At 73.3% G+C, this 15,255-nt stretch carries 13 protein-coding genes; 4 read left to right on the top strand and 9 right to left on the bottom strand.

What is annotated here, in order from left to right; translation table 11 throughout:
* Window positions 1–9 precede the first annotated feature (9 nt).
* From recD2 to HD597_RS29255, 3 genes are all read right to left on the bottom strand, one after another.
* Window positions 10–2,139 carry an SF1B family DNA helicase RecD2 gene (recD2, locus tag HD597_RS29265; protein WP_253746131.1) on the bottom strand — a complete coding sequence of 710 codons (2,130 nt, stop codon included), beginning with the start codon at window positions 2,137–2,139 and terminating at the stop codon, window positions 10–12.
* A gap of 99 nt (window positions 2,140–2,238) precedes the next feature.
* Entirely contained in the window at window positions 2,239–3,498 is a 1,260-nt protein-coding gene (locus tag HD597_RS29260; RefSeq protein ID WP_253746130.1) for an erythromycin esterase family protein, read from the bottom strand.
* A 37-nt stretch (window positions 3,499–3,535) separates the two neighbouring features.
* Window positions 3,536–4,669 carry an acetate/propionate family kinase gene (locus HD597_RS29255; RefSeq protein WP_253746129.1) on the bottom strand — a complete coding sequence of 378 codons (1,134 nt, stop codon included), beginning with the start codon at window positions 4,667–4,669 and terminating at the stop codon, window positions 3,536–3,538.
* Between the two features lie 96 nt (window positions 4,670–4,765).
* Between HD597_RS29255 and HD597_RS29250 the strand changes: the two genes are divergently transcribed.
* From HD597_RS29250 to HD597_RS29235, 4 genes are read left to right on the top strand one after another with little or no spacing between them, the layout of a single operon-like run.
* Window positions 4,766–5,254, top strand: a complete 489-nt coding sequence (locus tag HD597_RS29250) for a (2Fe-2S)-binding protein (protein ID WP_253746128.1) — start codon at window positions 4,766–4,768, stop codon at window positions 5,252–5,254.
* Complete coding sequence (locus HD597_RS29245) at window positions 5,251–6,219, top strand: FAD binding domain-containing protein (protein ID WP_253746127.1); 969 nt, start codon at window positions 5,251–5,253, stop codon at window positions 6,217–6,219. Before HD597_RS29250 ends, HD597_RS29245 begins: the two co-directional genes overlap by 4 nt.
* Window positions 6,216–8,246 (top strand): xanthine dehydrogenase family protein molybdopterin-binding subunit, encoded by a 2,031-nt coding sequence (locus HD597_RS29240; RefSeq protein ID WP_253746126.1) that lies wholly within the window; start codon window positions 6,216–6,218, stop codon window positions 8,244–8,246. Before HD597_RS29245 ends, HD597_RS29240 begins: the two co-directional genes overlap by 4 nt.
* Window positions 8,247–8,296: 50 nt before the next feature.
* A complete protein-coding gene (locus HD597_RS29235) occupies window positions 8,297–8,821 on the top strand; it encodes a DUF6328 family protein (RefSeq protein WP_253746125.1) in 525 nt (174 codons plus the stop codon).
* On the opposite strand, the gene mnhG is transcribed toward HD597_RS29235, so the two are convergent.
* From mnhG to HD597_RS29205, 6 genes are read right to left on the bottom strand one after another with little or no spacing between them, the layout of a single operon-like run.
* Window positions 8,764–9,087, bottom strand: coding sequence for a monovalent cation/H(+) antiporter subunit G (mnhG, locus tag HD597_RS29230; RefSeq protein WP_253746124.1), 324 nt, complete (start codon window positions 9,085–9,087; stop codon window positions 8,764–8,766). The genes HD597_RS29235 and mnhG overlap by 58 nt on opposite strands.
* On the bottom strand, window positions 9,084–9,344 hold the full coding sequence (locus HD597_RS29225; RefSeq protein ID WP_185106192.1) for an MrpF/PhaF family protein: 261 nt from the start codon (window positions 9,342–9,344) through the stop codon (window positions 9,084–9,086). The genes mnhG and HD597_RS29225 overlap by 4 nt, the downstream gene beginning before the upstream one ends.
* Window positions 9,341–9,874, bottom strand: coding sequence for a Na+/H+ antiporter subunit E (locus HD597_RS29220; protein ID WP_253746123.1), 534 nt, complete (start codon window positions 9,872–9,874; stop codon window positions 9,341–9,343). The genes HD597_RS29225 and HD597_RS29220 overlap by 4 nt, the downstream gene beginning before the upstream one ends.
* A complete protein-coding gene (locus tag HD597_RS29215; RefSeq protein ID WP_253746122.1) occupies window positions 9,871–11,493 on the bottom strand; it encodes a Na+/H+ antiporter subunit D in 1,623 nt (540 codons plus the stop codon). Before HD597_RS29215 ends, HD597_RS29220 begins: the two co-directional genes overlap by 4 nt.
* Window positions 11,490–12,305 (bottom strand): Na(+)/H(+) antiporter subunit C, encoded by an 816-nt coding sequence (locus HD597_RS29210; protein WP_253746121.1) that lies wholly within the window; start codon window positions 12,303–12,305, stop codon window positions 11,490–11,492. Before HD597_RS29210 ends, HD597_RS29215 begins: the two co-directional genes overlap by 4 nt.
* On the bottom strand, window positions 12,302–15,100 hold the full coding sequence (locus HD597_RS29205; protein ID WP_253746120.1) for a Na+/H+ antiporter subunit A: 2,799 nt from the start codon (window positions 15,098–15,100) through the stop codon (window positions 12,302–12,304). The genes HD597_RS29210 and HD597_RS29205 overlap by 4 nt, the downstream gene beginning before the upstream one ends.
* Window positions 15,101–15,255 lie beyond the last annotated feature (155 nt).

Genomic DNA, 15,255 nt, shown 5'->3' with positions numbered 1-15,255 from the left:
GGCCGGGCCTCATTCGAGGCTCAGCGCGAGCCTGCGCGACAGGCCGGTGTTCCTGGGCTGGCCCAGCCGGTGCACCGCCAGCTCCAGGGCCTCCCGCTGCCCCACCAGCACCACCCACGCCTTGGCCCGCGTCACCAGCGTGTAGAGCAGCTTGCGGCGCAGCATGATCCCGCCGGACTCGGCGACGATCGGCGCGACCACGAACGGGTACTCGCTGCCCTGCGAGCGGTGCACGCTGATCGCGTACGCGTGCGTCAGGTCGTCGAGCTCGTCGAAGCCGTACCGCACGCTCTCGCCGTCGTCGGTGCGGATCTCGATCACGCGCTCCTCCCGCACCACCGCGGTCACCGTGCCCGTCTCGCCGTTGAAGACGCCCTTGTCGTAGTTGTTGCGGATCGGCATCACGCGGTCGCCCACCCGGAAGACCGTGGCGCCCGACCAGTGCTCCGGCTTGTCGTCTGCGGCCGGATTGAGCTGGTCCTGGATCAGCCGGCCGAGCGCCGTGGCGCCCGTCTCGCCCTTGCGCATCGGGCACAGCACCTGCACCTGGCCGGGTTCGACGTCCTGCTTGCGGGGGATCGCCACCATCGCCAGGTGCGCCACCCGCCGCGCCACCTGCTCCGGATCGTCGAGCTCCTCGAACCAGAACCCGCCCCCGCCCGGCACGGCCGGCAGCCGGCCAGCGCGGATGCGGTGGGCGGCGCCGATGATGCCGCTGTCGCCCGCCTGGCGGAAGACGTGGGTGAGCTGGACCCGCGGGATCGCCGTCACCCGCAGCAGGTCGGCCAGGACGTCGCCGGGGCCGATGCTGGGGAGCTGGTCGCCGTCGCCGATGAGCAGCAGGTGGCTGCCGGGCCGCACCGCCGAGCTGAGCCGGGTGGCCAGGTGCAGGTCGAGCATGGACGCCTCGTCCACCACGATCAGGTCGGCCTGCGACGGCCGCTCGTCGAACAGCGTCTCGGGGTCGGGGTCGGGCTGCTGGGCGAGCATGCGGTGCACGGTCATCGCGGGCAGCCCCGTCAGCTCCGACAGCCGCTTGGCGGCCTTGCCGGTCGGCGCGGTGAGCGTCACCGAGCCGCCCGCGGCCCGCACGGTGGTGGCGATGGCCCTGACCGTGTGGCTCTTGCCGCACCCCGGGCCGCCGGTGATGATCGAGACGGTGCTGGTCAGCGCCATCGTGAGGGCGGCGCGCTGGTCCTCGTGCAGGCCCGGGTCCTCGCGGTAGGCGCGCAGCGGCAGCGTCGAGCGGGCCCGCAGCAGCGCCGTGAGCTGGGCGGTGAGCGCCACCTCGCGGCTGTGCACGTGCTTGGCGTACGCGACCACCTGCCCCGGCCGGCCGGGCGCCGCCTCCACGACCAGCCGCCGGTCGGCCGCCAGCGCGTCGACCATCGGGCTCACGCTCTCCTGATCCTGCTCGATCAGCTCGGCCGCCTCCCTGACCAGCGTCGGCACCGGCAGGTAGCAGTGGCCGTCGCGGCTGCCCGCCGCCTCCAGCCGGTCGAGCAGCGCCGCCTTGATCCGCTGCGGGCTGCGCTCGGGCACCCCCGACTGCAGGGCGATGCGGTCGGCGATGCGGAACGCGATGCCCCTGACCCGCCCGATCAGCCGGTAGGGGTCGGTGGCCAGCACCTCGTCGGCGTCCTTGCCGAACACCTGGTAGATCTTGGCGGCCAGCAGCGGGCTGACCCCGAGCCCCTGCAGCGTCACCATGAGCGCGGCGATGGCCTTCTGCTCCTGCCACGCCTGCACGATCTGGCCCTGCCGCTGCGGCCCGATGTTGACGACCTCGGTGAGCCGCCCGGGCTCGCTGTCGATGACCTTGAGCGTGGCCTCGCCGAAGTGGTCGACGATCGCGTACGCCAGCCGCGGCCCGATCCCCCTGATCAGGCCCGACCCCAGATAGATGCGGATGGCCCGCACCGACGACGGCGTCACCCGCTCGCAGCCGGTGACCGCGAAGCGGCGGCCGTAACGCGGGTGCCGGCTCCAGTCGCCGAGCAGCCGCAGCGTCTCGCCCGGCTGGATGCCGGCCAGCGCGCGCCCGGTGGCCACGAAGTCGGGCACGCCGTCCGCGCTCATGCGCGCGACGGTGTACTCGTCGTCGCGGACGTAGACGAGCTGCTCGACGGAGGCCTCCACACGGGAGATCAAACCATCCGCGACCGACAAACGCCTCACACGGCCGTCGGCTCACACGGCCGTCGCCTCACACCGCCGTCATCCGGCGTGGCCGTGGGCTCACATGGCCGTCGGGTACGTCTCCGGCTCCACGTCGCCCCACGGCTCGCCGTGCAGCGGGTGCACGGCCCTGGTCTCGTCCAGCCACAGGAAGGCGTCGTAGCGGCGGCCCACGACCGTGGGCACGTAGTTGCCCCAGCGCTCCCGCTCCGGGTGGTACACCACGCCGATCGCCCGGTGCCCCATCGGCTCGTCGTACCAGTCGGCCCGCAGGCCGGGCGGCGGCACCAGGAACAGCGCGTCCTGCCCGGGCAGCGCCTCGTGCAGGAACGCCTCCAGCGACGCGGGCCGCGCCGGCGGCACCCGCATGACGTGGTGCTGCGCGCCCCACCGGTCGCCGGCCACCACCGTGCCGCGGTGCGTGCCGAACCCCACGAGCACCACGTCCTCGCGGTGCCGCTCGCGGGCGAGCTGCCCGAGGTTCGTCATCCCGGCGGCGGCCATGTCGGTGGCCCGGGCGTCGCCGATGTGCGTGTTGTGCGCCCACACCACGCCCTTGGCCGCGTGATCGGAGCCGTGGTGCTCGGCCAGCCGGTCCAGGGTGTCGGCCATGTGCACGTCCCTGATGTTCCAGGAGTCGGGGCCGCCGCGGACCATGGCCCGGTAGTAGCGCTCCGCGCCCGCCACGATCTCGGCGTTCTGCCGCACCCCGAGCTCGCCGCCGCCCAGCGTGGCCAGCAGGTTCACCACCTCGTCCTCGCAGGTGCCGGGCACCAGCCGGGTGGCCAGGCCGTACTGCTGCGGGTCGTGGCCGTAGGCCTCGAAGCAGTACAGGGCCTGCATCACCGCGTCCATCTGCTGGGGCAGGTGGGCGGCGGCGTAGCGGCGGACGGCGCGCAGGGAGTCCCAGAGGCTGTAGACGTCCAGGCCGTGGAAGCCGCAGCGCTCGCCGGGCGGGCGCTGCGCGTTCCAGTCGCGCAGCCAGCGGCAGAAGGCGACGACCTCCTCGTTGGCCCACATGAACGTGGGCCAGCGCTCGAAGCCGTACAGGGCGTCGTAGGGGTCGGCGCCGGTGGTGACGGCGCGGTCGACCCGCTCGCAGTCGGGCCAGTCGCCCTCGACGGCGACGAAGCCGAAGCCCTTCTCGGCGATCAGGCGGCGGGTCAGCTCGGCCCGCCAGGCGTAGAAGTCGTGGGTGCCGTGGCTGGCCTCGCCGATCAGCACGAACCTGGCCTCGCCGACGCGTTCGAGCAGCGGGCCGAGGTCGTCGGGAGCGGTGAGCGGCAGCGCCGACCGGCGCACCTCGTCGAGGTTGGTCATCGCTCCTCCTCGGCGAGAGCGGAAAGGGCGAGGTTCGTCATGCTTCCTCCTCGGCCAGCATCGCCAGGCATTCTCGGGCGAGCTGCAGTTCCTCGCGCACCTGGACCACCAGCACCGGTACGGCGGCGCCGTCCGCGCTGACGGTCCCGTCGTCGTGGCGGTTGCCCGTGACCGGCGGCTCGACGCCGAGCAGGCCCAGGCGGCGGCAGACGGCCTCGCGCACCTCGGGCTGGTCCCAGCCGATCTCCCCGGTGAACACCAGCGCGTCCACGCGCCGCAGCGAGGTGGCCGCGGCGGCGATCTCGCGCCCCACCCGGTGCGCGAACACCCGCAGCGCCAGCCCGGCCGCCTCGTCGCCGTCCCGCTCGGCCGCCACCAGCTCCCGCGTGTCCCCGGACCGCCCGCCGGACAGCCCCAGCAGCCCGGAGCGGCGTTCCAGCCCCTCCGCCAGCTCCTTCACCCTCAGGCGCCCCCGCCCGAGCAGCCACATCAGCATCCCCGGGTCCACGCTGCCCGAGCGCTTGCTCATGGGCAGGCCGTCCAGCGGCGTGAAGCCCATCGAGGTGTCCAGGCTGCGCCCGCCCGACACCGCGGCGACCGAGCAGCCGCCGCCCAGGTGCGCCAGCACCAGGTCCAGCTCGTTCAGCGGCCGGCCCAGCAGCTCGCAGGCCCGGTCCGCCGCCCAGGCGTACGACAGGCCGTGGAAGCCGTAGCGGCGCAGGCCGTACCGGTCGCGCCACTCGGACGGCAGGGCGTACACGGCGGCCTCGTCAGGCAGGCCCGCGTGGAAGGCCGTGTCGGGGCAGAGCACGTGCGGCACCGCGGGCAGCTGCTCGCGGGCCGCCTCCAGCAGGGCCAGCGCGGGCGGCAGGTGCAGCGGCGCCAGATCCGTGAGCCCGCGCAGCGCCTCGGCCGTCTCGTCGTCGGCCACCGCGGGCGCGCGCACGACGTCGCCGCCGTGCACCAGCCGGTGCGCGACCGCCCTGACGTCGCGGTCGAAGTGACCGCCGAGGAACGCCGACAGCTCCTCCCTGGCCGAGCCGGGGTCGACGGCGCGCTCGGCGTGCGCGCTGTCCAGCACGCTGCCCCCCTGCACGAGGTCGAGGCGCAGGCTGGACGACCCCGCGTTGACGGTGAGTATCGCCGCCGACTCCACTGCCTGCTCGTCCATGCCGCCCGGCTACCCCTCGACATTCCGGCAAAACGGACGGGCGGCCTTTACCGGGCACAGGGGTTGCCTCTCCGAGAGCTCGGGTAGTCGTGCGAAATGGATATCACCCTGCAGGTGAACGGCGTGCCGCGCACGGTGGACGTGGACCCGCGGATGTCACTGCTCGACCTGCTCCGCGAACGGCTCGGCCTCATCGGCGCCAAGAAGGGCTGCGACCACGGCCAGTGCGGCGCCTGCACGGTCCTGATCGACGGGCGGCGGGCCAACGCCTGCCTGGCGCTGGCGGTGGCCGTGGACGGCTCGGAGATCACCACCGTCGAGGGCCTGGCCACGGGCGAGGAGCTGCACCCGCTGCAGAGCGCGTTCATGGAGCACGACGCCTTCCAGTGCGGCTACTGCACGCCCGGGCAGCTCTGCTCGGCCGCCGGGATGCTCGGCGAGCCCGGCCCGAGCGCCGTCACCGGCGACATCCTCGTCGACCCCGACCTGACGCCCGAGGAGATCAGCGAGCGCATGAGCGGCAACCTGTGCCGGTGCGGCGCGTACGTCAACATCGTCAGCGCGATCGAGGAGGTGGCCCGGTGAAACCCTTCGAGTACGCCCGCGCCGGCAGCACCGCCGAGGCCGTGCGCGACTTCGGCCCCGGCACCATGTACCTGGGCGGCGGGACCAACCTCGTGGACCTCATGCGGCTGGGCGTGGCCGAGCCGGAGCGCCTGGTGGACGTCAGCCGCCTGCCGCTCGACACCATCGAGCCCGCCGGCGACCGTGTCCGCATCGGCGCCACCGTGCGCAACACCGACCTGGCCGCCGACCCGCTGGTCCGCAGCCGCTACCCGATGCTGGCGCGCGCGGTGCTGGCCGGCGCGTCCGGCCAGGTGCGCAACGTCGCCACCGTCGCCGGGAACCTGTTGCAACGCACCCGCTGCACCTACTTCCAGGACGTCACCAGACCCTGCAACAAGCGCCGCCCTGGCTCCGGCTGCCCGGCCATCGCCGGCGACCACGCCAACCTGGCCGTCCTCGGCACGTCCGACGCCTGTGTGGCCACCCACCCCTCCGACATGGCCGTGGCCCTGGCCGCGCTGGACGCCCAGGTGCACGTCACCGGCCCCGGGGGCGACCGCATCCTCCCCATGCCGGGCCTGCACCGCCTGCCCGGCGACGAGCCCGAGCGCGACACCGTGCTGAACCCCGGCGATCTGATCACCGCCATCGAGCTGCCGCCCGCCCCGCCGGGCGCCTCGCTCTACCGCAAGGTGCGCGAGCGGGCGTCGTTCGCGTTCGCCCTGGTGTCCATCGCCGCCGTGCTCGACGTCCAGGACGGCGACGTGGCCGGCTGCCGCATCGCGCTCGGCGGCGTGGCCCACGCGCCCTGGCGGGCGGAGCGCGCCGAGCGGGCCCTGATCGGCGGCCCGGCGACCGGCGAGGCGTTCCTGCAGGCCGCCGAGGCCGAGCTGGAGCAGGCCCGCCCGCTGCCGCGCAACGCCTTCAAGGTGCCGCTGGCCCGTAACCTGATCGTCGCCACGCTGGAGGAGCTCGCGGCATGAACCGTACCGAGGGCCGTGTCAAGGTCACGGGGCTGGCCACCTACGCGGCCGAGTACCCGGCCGAGAACGTCGCCTACGCCTTCGTCGTGCAGGCACAGATCGCCAAGGGCCGCGTCAAGCGCGTGGACGCCGCGCCCGCGCTGGAGCTGCCTGGCGTGCTGGCCGTGCTGTCCTGCGAGGCCGCGCCCCGCCTGGCCGAGGACGCCGACCCCGAGCTGGCCCTGTTCCAGAGCCGCGAGGTGGCCTACCGCGGCCAGATCGTCGCCGCCGTCGTGGCCGAGACCCACGAGATCGCCCGCGACGCCGCCGCGCACGTGCGCGTCGACTACGACGCCGACGACCACGACGTGCGCCTGAGCAGCGACCATCCCGGCCTCTACCAGCCCGAGGTGGTCAACCCGAACTTCCCGTCCGACACCGACAAGGGCGACGTGGAGGCGGGGCTGACGGCCGCCGCCGCGAGCGTGGACGTCACGTACGAGACGCCCGTCCTGCACAACAACCCGATGGAGCCGCACGCGGCGCTGGCCCTGTGGGACACCGAGGGCCGGCTGCTGGTGTACGACACCGCGCAGGGCACCACCGGCAGCCGCGCCCTCATCGCCAAGACGCTCGGCCTGCCAGAGGACCAGGTGCGCGTGGTGTCCAGGCACGTCGGCGGCGGGTTCGGCTCCAAGGGCACCACCAGGCCGCAGGCGATCCTGGCCGCGCTGGCCGCCCGCATGGTGGGCCGCCCGGTCAAGATCGCGCTGACCCGGCAGCAGATGTTCGACGTCACCGGCTACCGCACGCCCACGATCCAGCGGCTGCGGATCGGCGTGGACGGCGAGGGCCGGCTCACGGCGCTGGAGCACCTCGCGTACGAGCAGAGCTCCACGCTGCTCGAGTTCGCCGAGCAGACGACCGTCCCGAGCCGCGTCATGTACGGCGCGCCCGCGCTGCGGACCGGGCACCGGCTGGTCCGGCTGGACGTGGCCACCCCGTCGTGGATGCGCGCGCCGGGGGAGTGCCCCGGCATGTACGCGCTGGAGTCCGCGATGGACGAGCTGGCCTACGCCGCCGGCCTGGACCCGGTCGAGCTGCGCGTCCGCAACGACCCGGAGACCGAGCCGGACAGCGGCCTGCCGTTCAGCTCCCGCAACCTGGTCGGCTGCCTGCGCGAGGGCGCACACCGGTTCGGCTGGGAGCACCGCGACCCGGAGCCGGGCATCAGGCGTGAGGGGGAGTGGCTGGTCGGCACCGGCGTGGCGTCCTCGACGTACCCGGCCAGGCGGTCGCCCTGCAAGGCCGTGGCCACGATGCGCGACGGCGACGTGCTCGTCCAGGTGGCCGCCGCCGACATCGGCACCGGCGCCCGCACGGCGCTCAGGCGGATCGCCGCCGGCACGCTCGGGCTCGACCCGGAGCGGGTGCACGTGGAGCTGGGCGACAGCGACCTGCCGGAGGCGCCGGTGGCCGGCGGCTCCATGGGCACCGCGTCCTGGGGCACGGCCGTCGTGCGCGCCTGCGAGGAGCTGCGGCGCGACGGCAAGGAGGGCCGCGCCGACACCACGGACGAGGTCAAGGCGGACGCCGAGCTGGCCAGGCACGCCTTCGGCGCCCAGTTCGCCGAGGTGCGGGTCAGCGCGGTGACCGGCGAGGTACGCGTGTCGCGGCTGCTGGGCGTCTTCGCCGCCGGGCACATCGTGGACGCCAAGCTGGCCAGGTCGCAGTTCCTCGGCGGCATGACGATGGGCATGGGCATGGCGCTGATGGAGGAGACGCTCACCGACGAGGAGTTCGGCGGCTTCCTCCACCGGGACCTGGCGCAGTACCACGTCCCGGCCTGCGCCGACGCCCAGCACGTGGAGGCGGTCTGGCTGGACGAGCAGGACGGCGAGCTCAACCCGATGGGCAGCAAGGGCATCGGCGAGATCGGCATCGTGGGCACCGCCGCCGCGATCGGCAACGCCGTCTTCCACGCCACCGGGCACCGTTTCCGTGACCTGCCCCTCACCCCGCCGAAGATCCTCGCGGCGAGGTTTTAGCCGGGCTTTGCATGGAAGTAGAAGTCTCTCGTTCGATGGCGGGAGGCGGCGTGAAAAGCGAGATGGCGCAGCAGCGCAACGAGTCGGAGCAGGAGCGGGCGGATCGTAACTTCGTCGAGTTGCTGCAGGGTGCGCGTGTCGCGGTCACCGGGGTGCAGGTGCTGTTCGCGTTCCTGCTCACGGTGCCCTTCTCCTCCGGGTTCTCCCGGCTGGACCAGGCGGACCGGTGGTTGTACTACGCGGCGCTGGTCAGCGCGGCGATCGCGTCCATCTGCTACATCGCGCCGACGGCGCAGCACCGCGTGCTGTTCCGCCAGGGGCGCAAGGAGACGCTGGTACGCCGCTCCAACCTGTACGGCATCCTGGGCGCCCTCGCCCTGGCCGTGTCGATGACCACGTCCACGATGTTCGTCATCGACTACCTGTTCCAGGCGACGCTGGCCTGGGTCACCGCGGGCGGGCTGGCCGCGCTGGCCCTGTGGACCTGGTTCGGCCAGCCGGGCCTGACCCGCAACGGTCAGTCCTCGGACCGATCGTCCGGCGAGGGGAACTCGGTGTCGTCGTCGGAGGACTGACGCGTGTAGGCCGCCCGCGCCACCATGTAGGCGGCCACCGACACGGTGATCACCTGGGAGACCCCCACCAGCAGCAGCGGCCCCGCGTACGCCCAGGTGGGCCGGTGCAGCCACATGGCCAGCAGCACCAGCAGCACGCCGAGCACCTGCGGTTTGGTGCCGGCGTGCATGCGGTCCAGCGTGGTGCGGAAGCGCATCAGCCCGACCCCGGCCGTCAGCGACAGCGCCGAGCCGAGCAGCAGGCAGACGGCCGCCGCCACGTTCACCGCGACCGCCCCGAGAAGAACCGGGCCAAGGAGACCGACCCGACGAACCCCAGCAGCGACAGCACCAGCAGGATCGGCAGGTCCGAGTAGTCGTCCCTGGCCACGGCGAACGCCCCGGCGCCGCACATCGACAACGCCGTGAACACGTCGAGCGCCACGGCCCGGTCCAGCATCGAGGGCCCGCGCACCAGCCGGTAGAGCGAGGCCGCCGCCCCGCACCACAGCAGCGCCACCGTCGCCAGATAGACGGCCGTCATCCCAGCTCCTCCCGGTCCCGCCCGGTCCCGAACGCCCGCACGATGCGCTCCTCCAGCGCGGCCACGTCCGCCCTGACCGCCCCGGTGACGTCCCCCGTCAGGCCCAGGACGTGCACGACGAGCTCCCCGCGGTACTTCTCCACGACCAGCGACCCCGGCACCGTGGACAGCGCGATCATGATCAGTACGACCATGGCCTCGGACGACGTGCGCAGCGGCACCCGGACGATCCGCGTCGGCGGGGCGCCCGGACGCGCCACCCAGAACACCACCCGCGCCGTCGAGGTCACCATGTTCCAGGCGATCCATACCAGGAGCCTGACCAGCGCCACCGGATGCACCCTGATGCCGGGATCGAGGATGGGCAGCGGCAGCAGCCACGTCACGGCCAGCCCGGTCGCCACCCCGCCCAGCACGTTGCCCACCGTGAGGTCGCCCCACAACGTCACCCACACCAGCGCCAGCCAGGCCACCAGCGGCAGCGGCACCCGCCGCCCCAGCAGCCGCGGCGCCAGCACGTCCCGGATCACGGCTGCCTCCCCAGCACGGCCGTGATGTACGGCTCGCGCGCCATCAGCTCCACCGCCGCCCGCCGCGCCAGCGCCGCCAGCGGCCCGGCCAGCACCGTGAACGACAACCCCAGCGCGACCAGCGCCGCCACCGACAGCGGCAGCGCCACCGGCAGGGTGGTGGTGGTCACGGTCGGGTCCTCGCCGGTGTGCTCCTCGCTCTCCACCACCCGGCCCACCCGGTCGGGCCGCGGCGCCCGCCAGAACGCCTTCCCCCAGGTCTTGGCCACCGCGTACAGCGTGAGCAGACTCGTCACCAGCCCCGCCGCCACCAGCGTCACCGGCAGCCACCCGCCGACCGCCAGCCCCGCCTGCACCAGCATCAGCTTGCCCAGGAAGCCCGACATCGGCGGGATGCCCGACAGGTTCATGGCCGGGATGAAGAACAGCACGGCGATCAGCGGCGACGCCTTCATCAGCCCGCCCAGCCGGGTCACCGACGTCGTGCCGGTGCGCCGCTCCACCATGCCGGTCACCAGGAACAGGCTGGTCTGCACGGTGATGTGATGCACCACGTAGAACACCGCCCCCGCCAGCCCCGCCACCGTCGACAGCGCCACGCCGAACACCATGTACCCGATGTGGCTGACCAGCGTGAAGGAGAGCATGCGCTTCATGTCCGTCTGCGCGACCGCCCCCAGCACCCCGGCCAGCATGGTCGCCAGCGCCACCCACATCAGCAGCGTCGACACCGGCCCCCCGGGGAACAGCAGCGCCTCCAGCCGGATGATCGAGTACACGCCGACCTTGGTGAGCAGCCCCGCGAACACGGCCGTGGCCGGGGCCGGCGCGGTGGGATAGGAGTCCGGCAGCCACGCCGACATGGGGAAGATCGCCGCCTTGATGGCGAACGCCAGCAGCAGCGTCAGCTCCACCAGCACCTTCACCTGCTCGGGCAGCGTGGCGAAGCGTTCGGCGAGCTGCGCCATCGACAGCGTGCCCGTGGCGCCGTACGTGATGGCCAGCGCGATCAGGAACAACATCGACGAGGCCAGCGCCATCAGCGTGTACGTGGCGCCCGCCCGGATCCTGGACTCCGTGCCGCCGAACGTGAGCAGCACGTACGAGCCGCTCAGCAGCAGCTCGAACGCCACGAACAGGTTGAACAGGTCCCCCGACAGGAACGCGTCCGCCACCCCGGCCACCATCACCAGGAACGCCGGATGGAAGACCGCCATCGGCGCGTCGTGCTCCTGCTCGTCGTAGGCGTTGACGACCGAGTACACCATCACGCAGAACGTCACCGCCGACGACACCACCAGCACCAGCGTCGAGAGCCGGTCGGCGACCAGGCAGATGCCGATGGGCGACGGCCAGCCGCCCAGCTCCGTCACCAGCGGGCCGTGCGCGTCGGCCGCGATCATCAGCACCACCGAGACGGCCAGCGAGATGCCGAGCGTGACCAGGCTGATCACCGACTGCAGCTGCCGCAGCCGGCCGCCGATGGCCAGCTTCACCCCGGCGGCCAGCAGCGGCAGCAGCACGGGCACGCAGACCAGGCTCTCCAGCGGGCCGTCCACGAGCGCGCTCTCGCGCAGGCCGTCCACGAGCACGCTGTGCGCCAGGACCGGGCCGGTCATGCGTCGTCCCCCTCCAGCTCGGGGTCCTGCGCGAGGGCCTGCCGCTCGCGCTCCTCCCTGATGGCCGTGCGCATCTGCCTGCGCGCCTCCCGCTGGCGGGCCTTGAGCTTCTTGCGCAGCTCCTTCTCCCTGGCCGCCTGCCGGGCCCGCCCGTTCTCGTGCTCCTCGCGAAGCTGCTCGATCCGCTCCACGTTCGTCATGGCGCCGGGGTCCTCGCGCAGCCCCGCCTCCTCCAGCCGCTCCTGGAGCGCCTCCTCCGTCAGCCCCTCGTAACGCAGCTCGCGCATCCACTGGCCCAGCTCGTCGTGCACGCGCGAGATGCGCCGCTCCAGGTCCGCCTCCTCCAGCCGCTCCCGCTCGGCCTGCTCGGCCTCCAGCTTCGCCAGCTCGGCGCGCTGCTCGACGACCAGCCGCCGGTAGGCGTCCTGCCGGGCCCGTACGGCGTCGCCCAGCTCGCCGCGCCGCGAACGCAGCCGCACCCGCCGGTCCTCGGTGTCGTCCTGGACCTCGTCGCTGCCCGTGAGCTGCCACGAGCGGTGCACCAGCGCCAGCAGGAACGCCGTCACCCCCAGCGTGATCACGATCGCGGTGAGCACCATGGCCTGCGGCAGCGGGTCGGCGATGCCGGGGTTGTCGAGGAAGGGCGGGCCGCCCGCGTCGCCGCCCGTGGTGACGATGAGCAGGTTGACCCCGTTGCCCAGCATGATGACGCCGGTCAGCACGCGCACCAGGCTCCGCTCCAGCAGCAGCGTGACGCCGCAGGTGATCAGCACGCAGCAGGCGGCGAACGGCAGCAGGGCGACGCTGTTCACCCGGTGCTCCCCTCGGCGTCGATCTGCCGGTCCAGCTCGGCGCCGAGCGCGCGCAGCACGTCCTGGACCATGCCGATCACCGACACGTACACGCCCAGGTCGAACAGCAGCCCCGTGGACAGGTGCACGTGCCCGACCAGCGGCACGGCCACGTCCGTGTCCAGCATCTCCAGCGCCGCCCGCCCGAACAGCAGCCCGATCAGCGCCGTGCCCGCCGACAGCGTCAGCCCCACGCCCATCAGCACGCCCGCGTGCACCGGCACGGCCGCCGCCAGCTCGTTCCTGCCGCCCGCCAGGAACCGCACGGTGATCGCCAGCCCGGCCACGATGCCGCCCGCGAACCCGCCGCCGACCCCGCTGTGCCCGATGAACAGCAGGAACACCGACAACGCCAGCACCGTGTGGAACGTCAGCCGCGCCGCCACCTCGAAGGCCAGCGCCCGCTGCCCGCGCGGCAGCGTGGCCGCCAGCCAGTGCGTGCGGCCCTCCGCCCGGTGCCCGTTCTCGGCCCGCTCGATGGCGTACGACCTGCGCCGCAGGAACACCAGGCTCGTCACGCCCAGCGTCAGCACGATGAGCACCGCGCTCTCGCCCAGCGTGTCCCAGGCGCGGATGTCGAGGATGATGGCGCTGACGATGTTGCGGGCGCCCGCCTCCCGCGTCGCCTCGCCCATGTACGCGCCGATCGGCTCGGTGCCGCGCGCCGCCATCGCCAGCATGCCCGCCCCCGTGGCCACCACGCCCACGGCCAGCCCCAGCGCCAGCCGGAAGGGGAACGCCAGGCGTCCCTTCTCCGGCTGGATCGGCAGCCGCCGCAGCACGAGCGCGAACACCACCAGGCTCAGCGTCTCGGCCAGGAACTGGGTCAGCGCCAGGTCGGGGGAGCCGTGCACGAGGAACAGCAGCGCCGTGCCGTACCCGGTCAGGCCGACGACCAGGGCGAGCAGCACGTACGCGCGGGAGAACAGCGCCAGGATCGCCGCGGCCGCGAGCAGCACGACGATGGCCGGCTGCTCGGGCCGCTGCCAGGCGACGACCGGCACGTCCAGGTGCGGCTCGCCCCCGTAGATGATCGAGAAGAGCCCCACGCCGACCGTCGCGAGGAGTGTCAGCATCAGGTAATCGGGCACGGAGCCGCGCTGGATGAGACCGGTGAGCTGGATGGCGAACCGGTCCAGCCGCCGGATCAGCGACCAGTAGACCTGGCTGGAGTCCACCACGTGCAGCGCCGCCCCCGCCCGCGCCACCGGCTCCCTGGCCAGGAACAGCGCCACCCCGGCCGCGAGGGACACGGCCGACAGCAGCAGCGGGAACGTGAAACCGCTCCAGACCGCCAGGTGGGAATGATGGCCCGGATCCTGGAACGTGCCGGTGTAGGCCGACATGGCGCCCTCGTACCAGGGGACCAGAGGTGCCGGCAGCAGCCCCAGAGCGGACAGCAGCGCGGCGGGCACGAACATGGCCGCCGGAACGGGATGCACCGCCCCTGACCCGGACAGGGCCTCGGGCGGCTCGGGCGGGGCCTTGTGTGGCTCGGGCGGGGCCTTGCGGGCGAAGGCGCCCCAGAGGAACCGCAACGTGTAGGCGGCCGTCAGCGCCGAGCCCGCCACCACCCCCGCCAGCGCGAGCGGCGTGTCCAGCAGCGCCTCCAGCGCCGCCTCCTTGCCGGCGAAGCCCATCAGCGGCGGCAGCCCCGCCATCGACGCGCCGGCCAGCACCGCCACCCCGCACACCCACGGCATCACCCGCCCGAGCCCGCTCAGCTCCCGCAGGTCCCGGGTGCCCGCCGCATGATCGACGATGCCCACCACCAGGAACAGCGCCGCCTTGAACAGCGCGTGCGCCAGCAGCATGCCCACCCCCGCGAGCGCCGCCCCCTCGGTCCCCGAGCCGAACAGCACCACGAGGAAGCCGAGCTGCCCGACCGTGCCGTACGCCAGCAGCCGCTTCAGATCGGTCTCGCGCAACGCCCGCCACCCGCCCAGCAGCATCGTCACCACGCCCAGCGGCACCGTGACCGCCCGCCACAGCGCCAGGTCGCCGAACGCCGGGCCCAGCCGGGCCAGCAGGTACACGCCGGCCTTCACCATGGCCGCCGCGTGCAGGTACGCCGACACGGGGGTGGGAGCGGCCATCGCGGCGGGCAGCCACGTGCTGAACGGGAAGACGGCCGACTTCGACAGCGCCCCCGCCAGCACCAGCACCACCGTGGCCGGGGCGAGGTCCGCCGGTCGGAGCTGGGAGATCTGGTACGTGCCCGCCGCCTGGCCCAGCAGCACGAACCCGGCCAGCATCGCCAGGCCGCCGAACGTGGTGACCGTCAGCGCCTTCATGGCCGCCTGCCTGCTCATGCGGCTCTCCGGGTCGTACCCGATGAGCAGGTAGGAGAAGACCGTGGTCAGCTCCCAGAAGACGTACAGCAGCAGCAGGTCGTCGGCGGTCACCAGGCCCAGCATCGAGCCGGCGAAGGCCACCATCGCGCCGCCGTAGCGGCCGAGCCCGTCGTCGCCCTCGGGGAAGTAGCGGGCGCTGTAGACGAGCACGAGCACGCCGACGCCGGTGACCAGCGCCATCATCAGCACGGTCAGGGGATCGGCGCGGAAGGACAGCTCCATGCCCATCGCCCACGGGGTGCTCTCCCGCACGGGCAGCCCCCGCATCGCCAGCCACCCGGTGTAGCAGAACGCCGCGGCCGGAGGCACGGCCAGCACGGCGAAGGAGGCGCGACCCAGGCGGGCGGCGAGCCACGGAGCGCAGGCAGCCACGACCGCGTGCAGGATCAGCAGCGACTCCATGGGCTCCTCGGGCGGTCTCCCAGCGGTATGGGCGTAGCCGGTGGGAATTTCCGGCTACGTCCGCCCAATCTCTCCCGGTGCCGCCCCGCTCACCACGCAGGCAGGGCCGGGGTTGACCCGAAAGACACCAGTCCCACACCTCGCCGAGGTGCGGG

This window comes from Nonomuraea thailandensis (assembly GCF_024172165.1).
Taxonomy (GTDB): Bacteria; Actinomycetota; Actinomycetes; order Streptosporangiales; family Streptosporangiaceae; genus Nonomuraea; species Nonomuraea thailandensis.
The sequence above is the reverse complement of the archived record's forward strand: the minus strand, read 5'-3'. Positions and strand labels throughout refer to the sequence as shown.

Excerpts from the sequence above, each read along its gene's own strand:
- HD597_RS29255 (WP_253746129.1), bottom strand. The coding sequence starts at position 4,669 with ATGGACGAGCAGGCAGTGGAGTCGGCGGCGATACTCACCGTCAACGCG.
- HD597_RS29250 (WP_253746128.1), top strand. The coding sequence starts at position 4,766 with ATGGATATCACCCTGCAGGTGAACGGCGTGCCGCGCACGGTGGACGTG.
- HD597_RS29215 (WP_253746122.1), bottom strand. The coding sequence starts at position 11,493 with ATGACCGGCCCGGTCCTGGCGCACAGCGTGCTCGTGGACGGCCTGCGC.
- HD597_RS29225 (WP_185106192.1), bottom strand. The coding sequence starts at position 9,344 with ATGACGGCCGTCTATCTGGCGACGGTGGCGCTGCTGTGGTGCGGGGCG.
- HD597_RS29205 (WP_253746120.1), bottom strand. The coding sequence starts at position 15,100 with ATGGAGTCGCTGCTGATCCTGCACGCGGTCGTGGCTGCCTGCGCTCCG.
- HD597_RS29240 (WP_253746126.1), top strand. The coding sequence starts at position 6,216 with ATGAACCGTACCGAGGGCCGTGTCAAGGTCACGGGGCTGGCCACCTAC.
- HD597_RS29260 (WP_253746130.1), bottom strand. The coding sequence starts at position 3,498 with ATGACCAACCTCGACGAGGTGCGCCGGTCGGCGCTGCCGCTCACCGCT.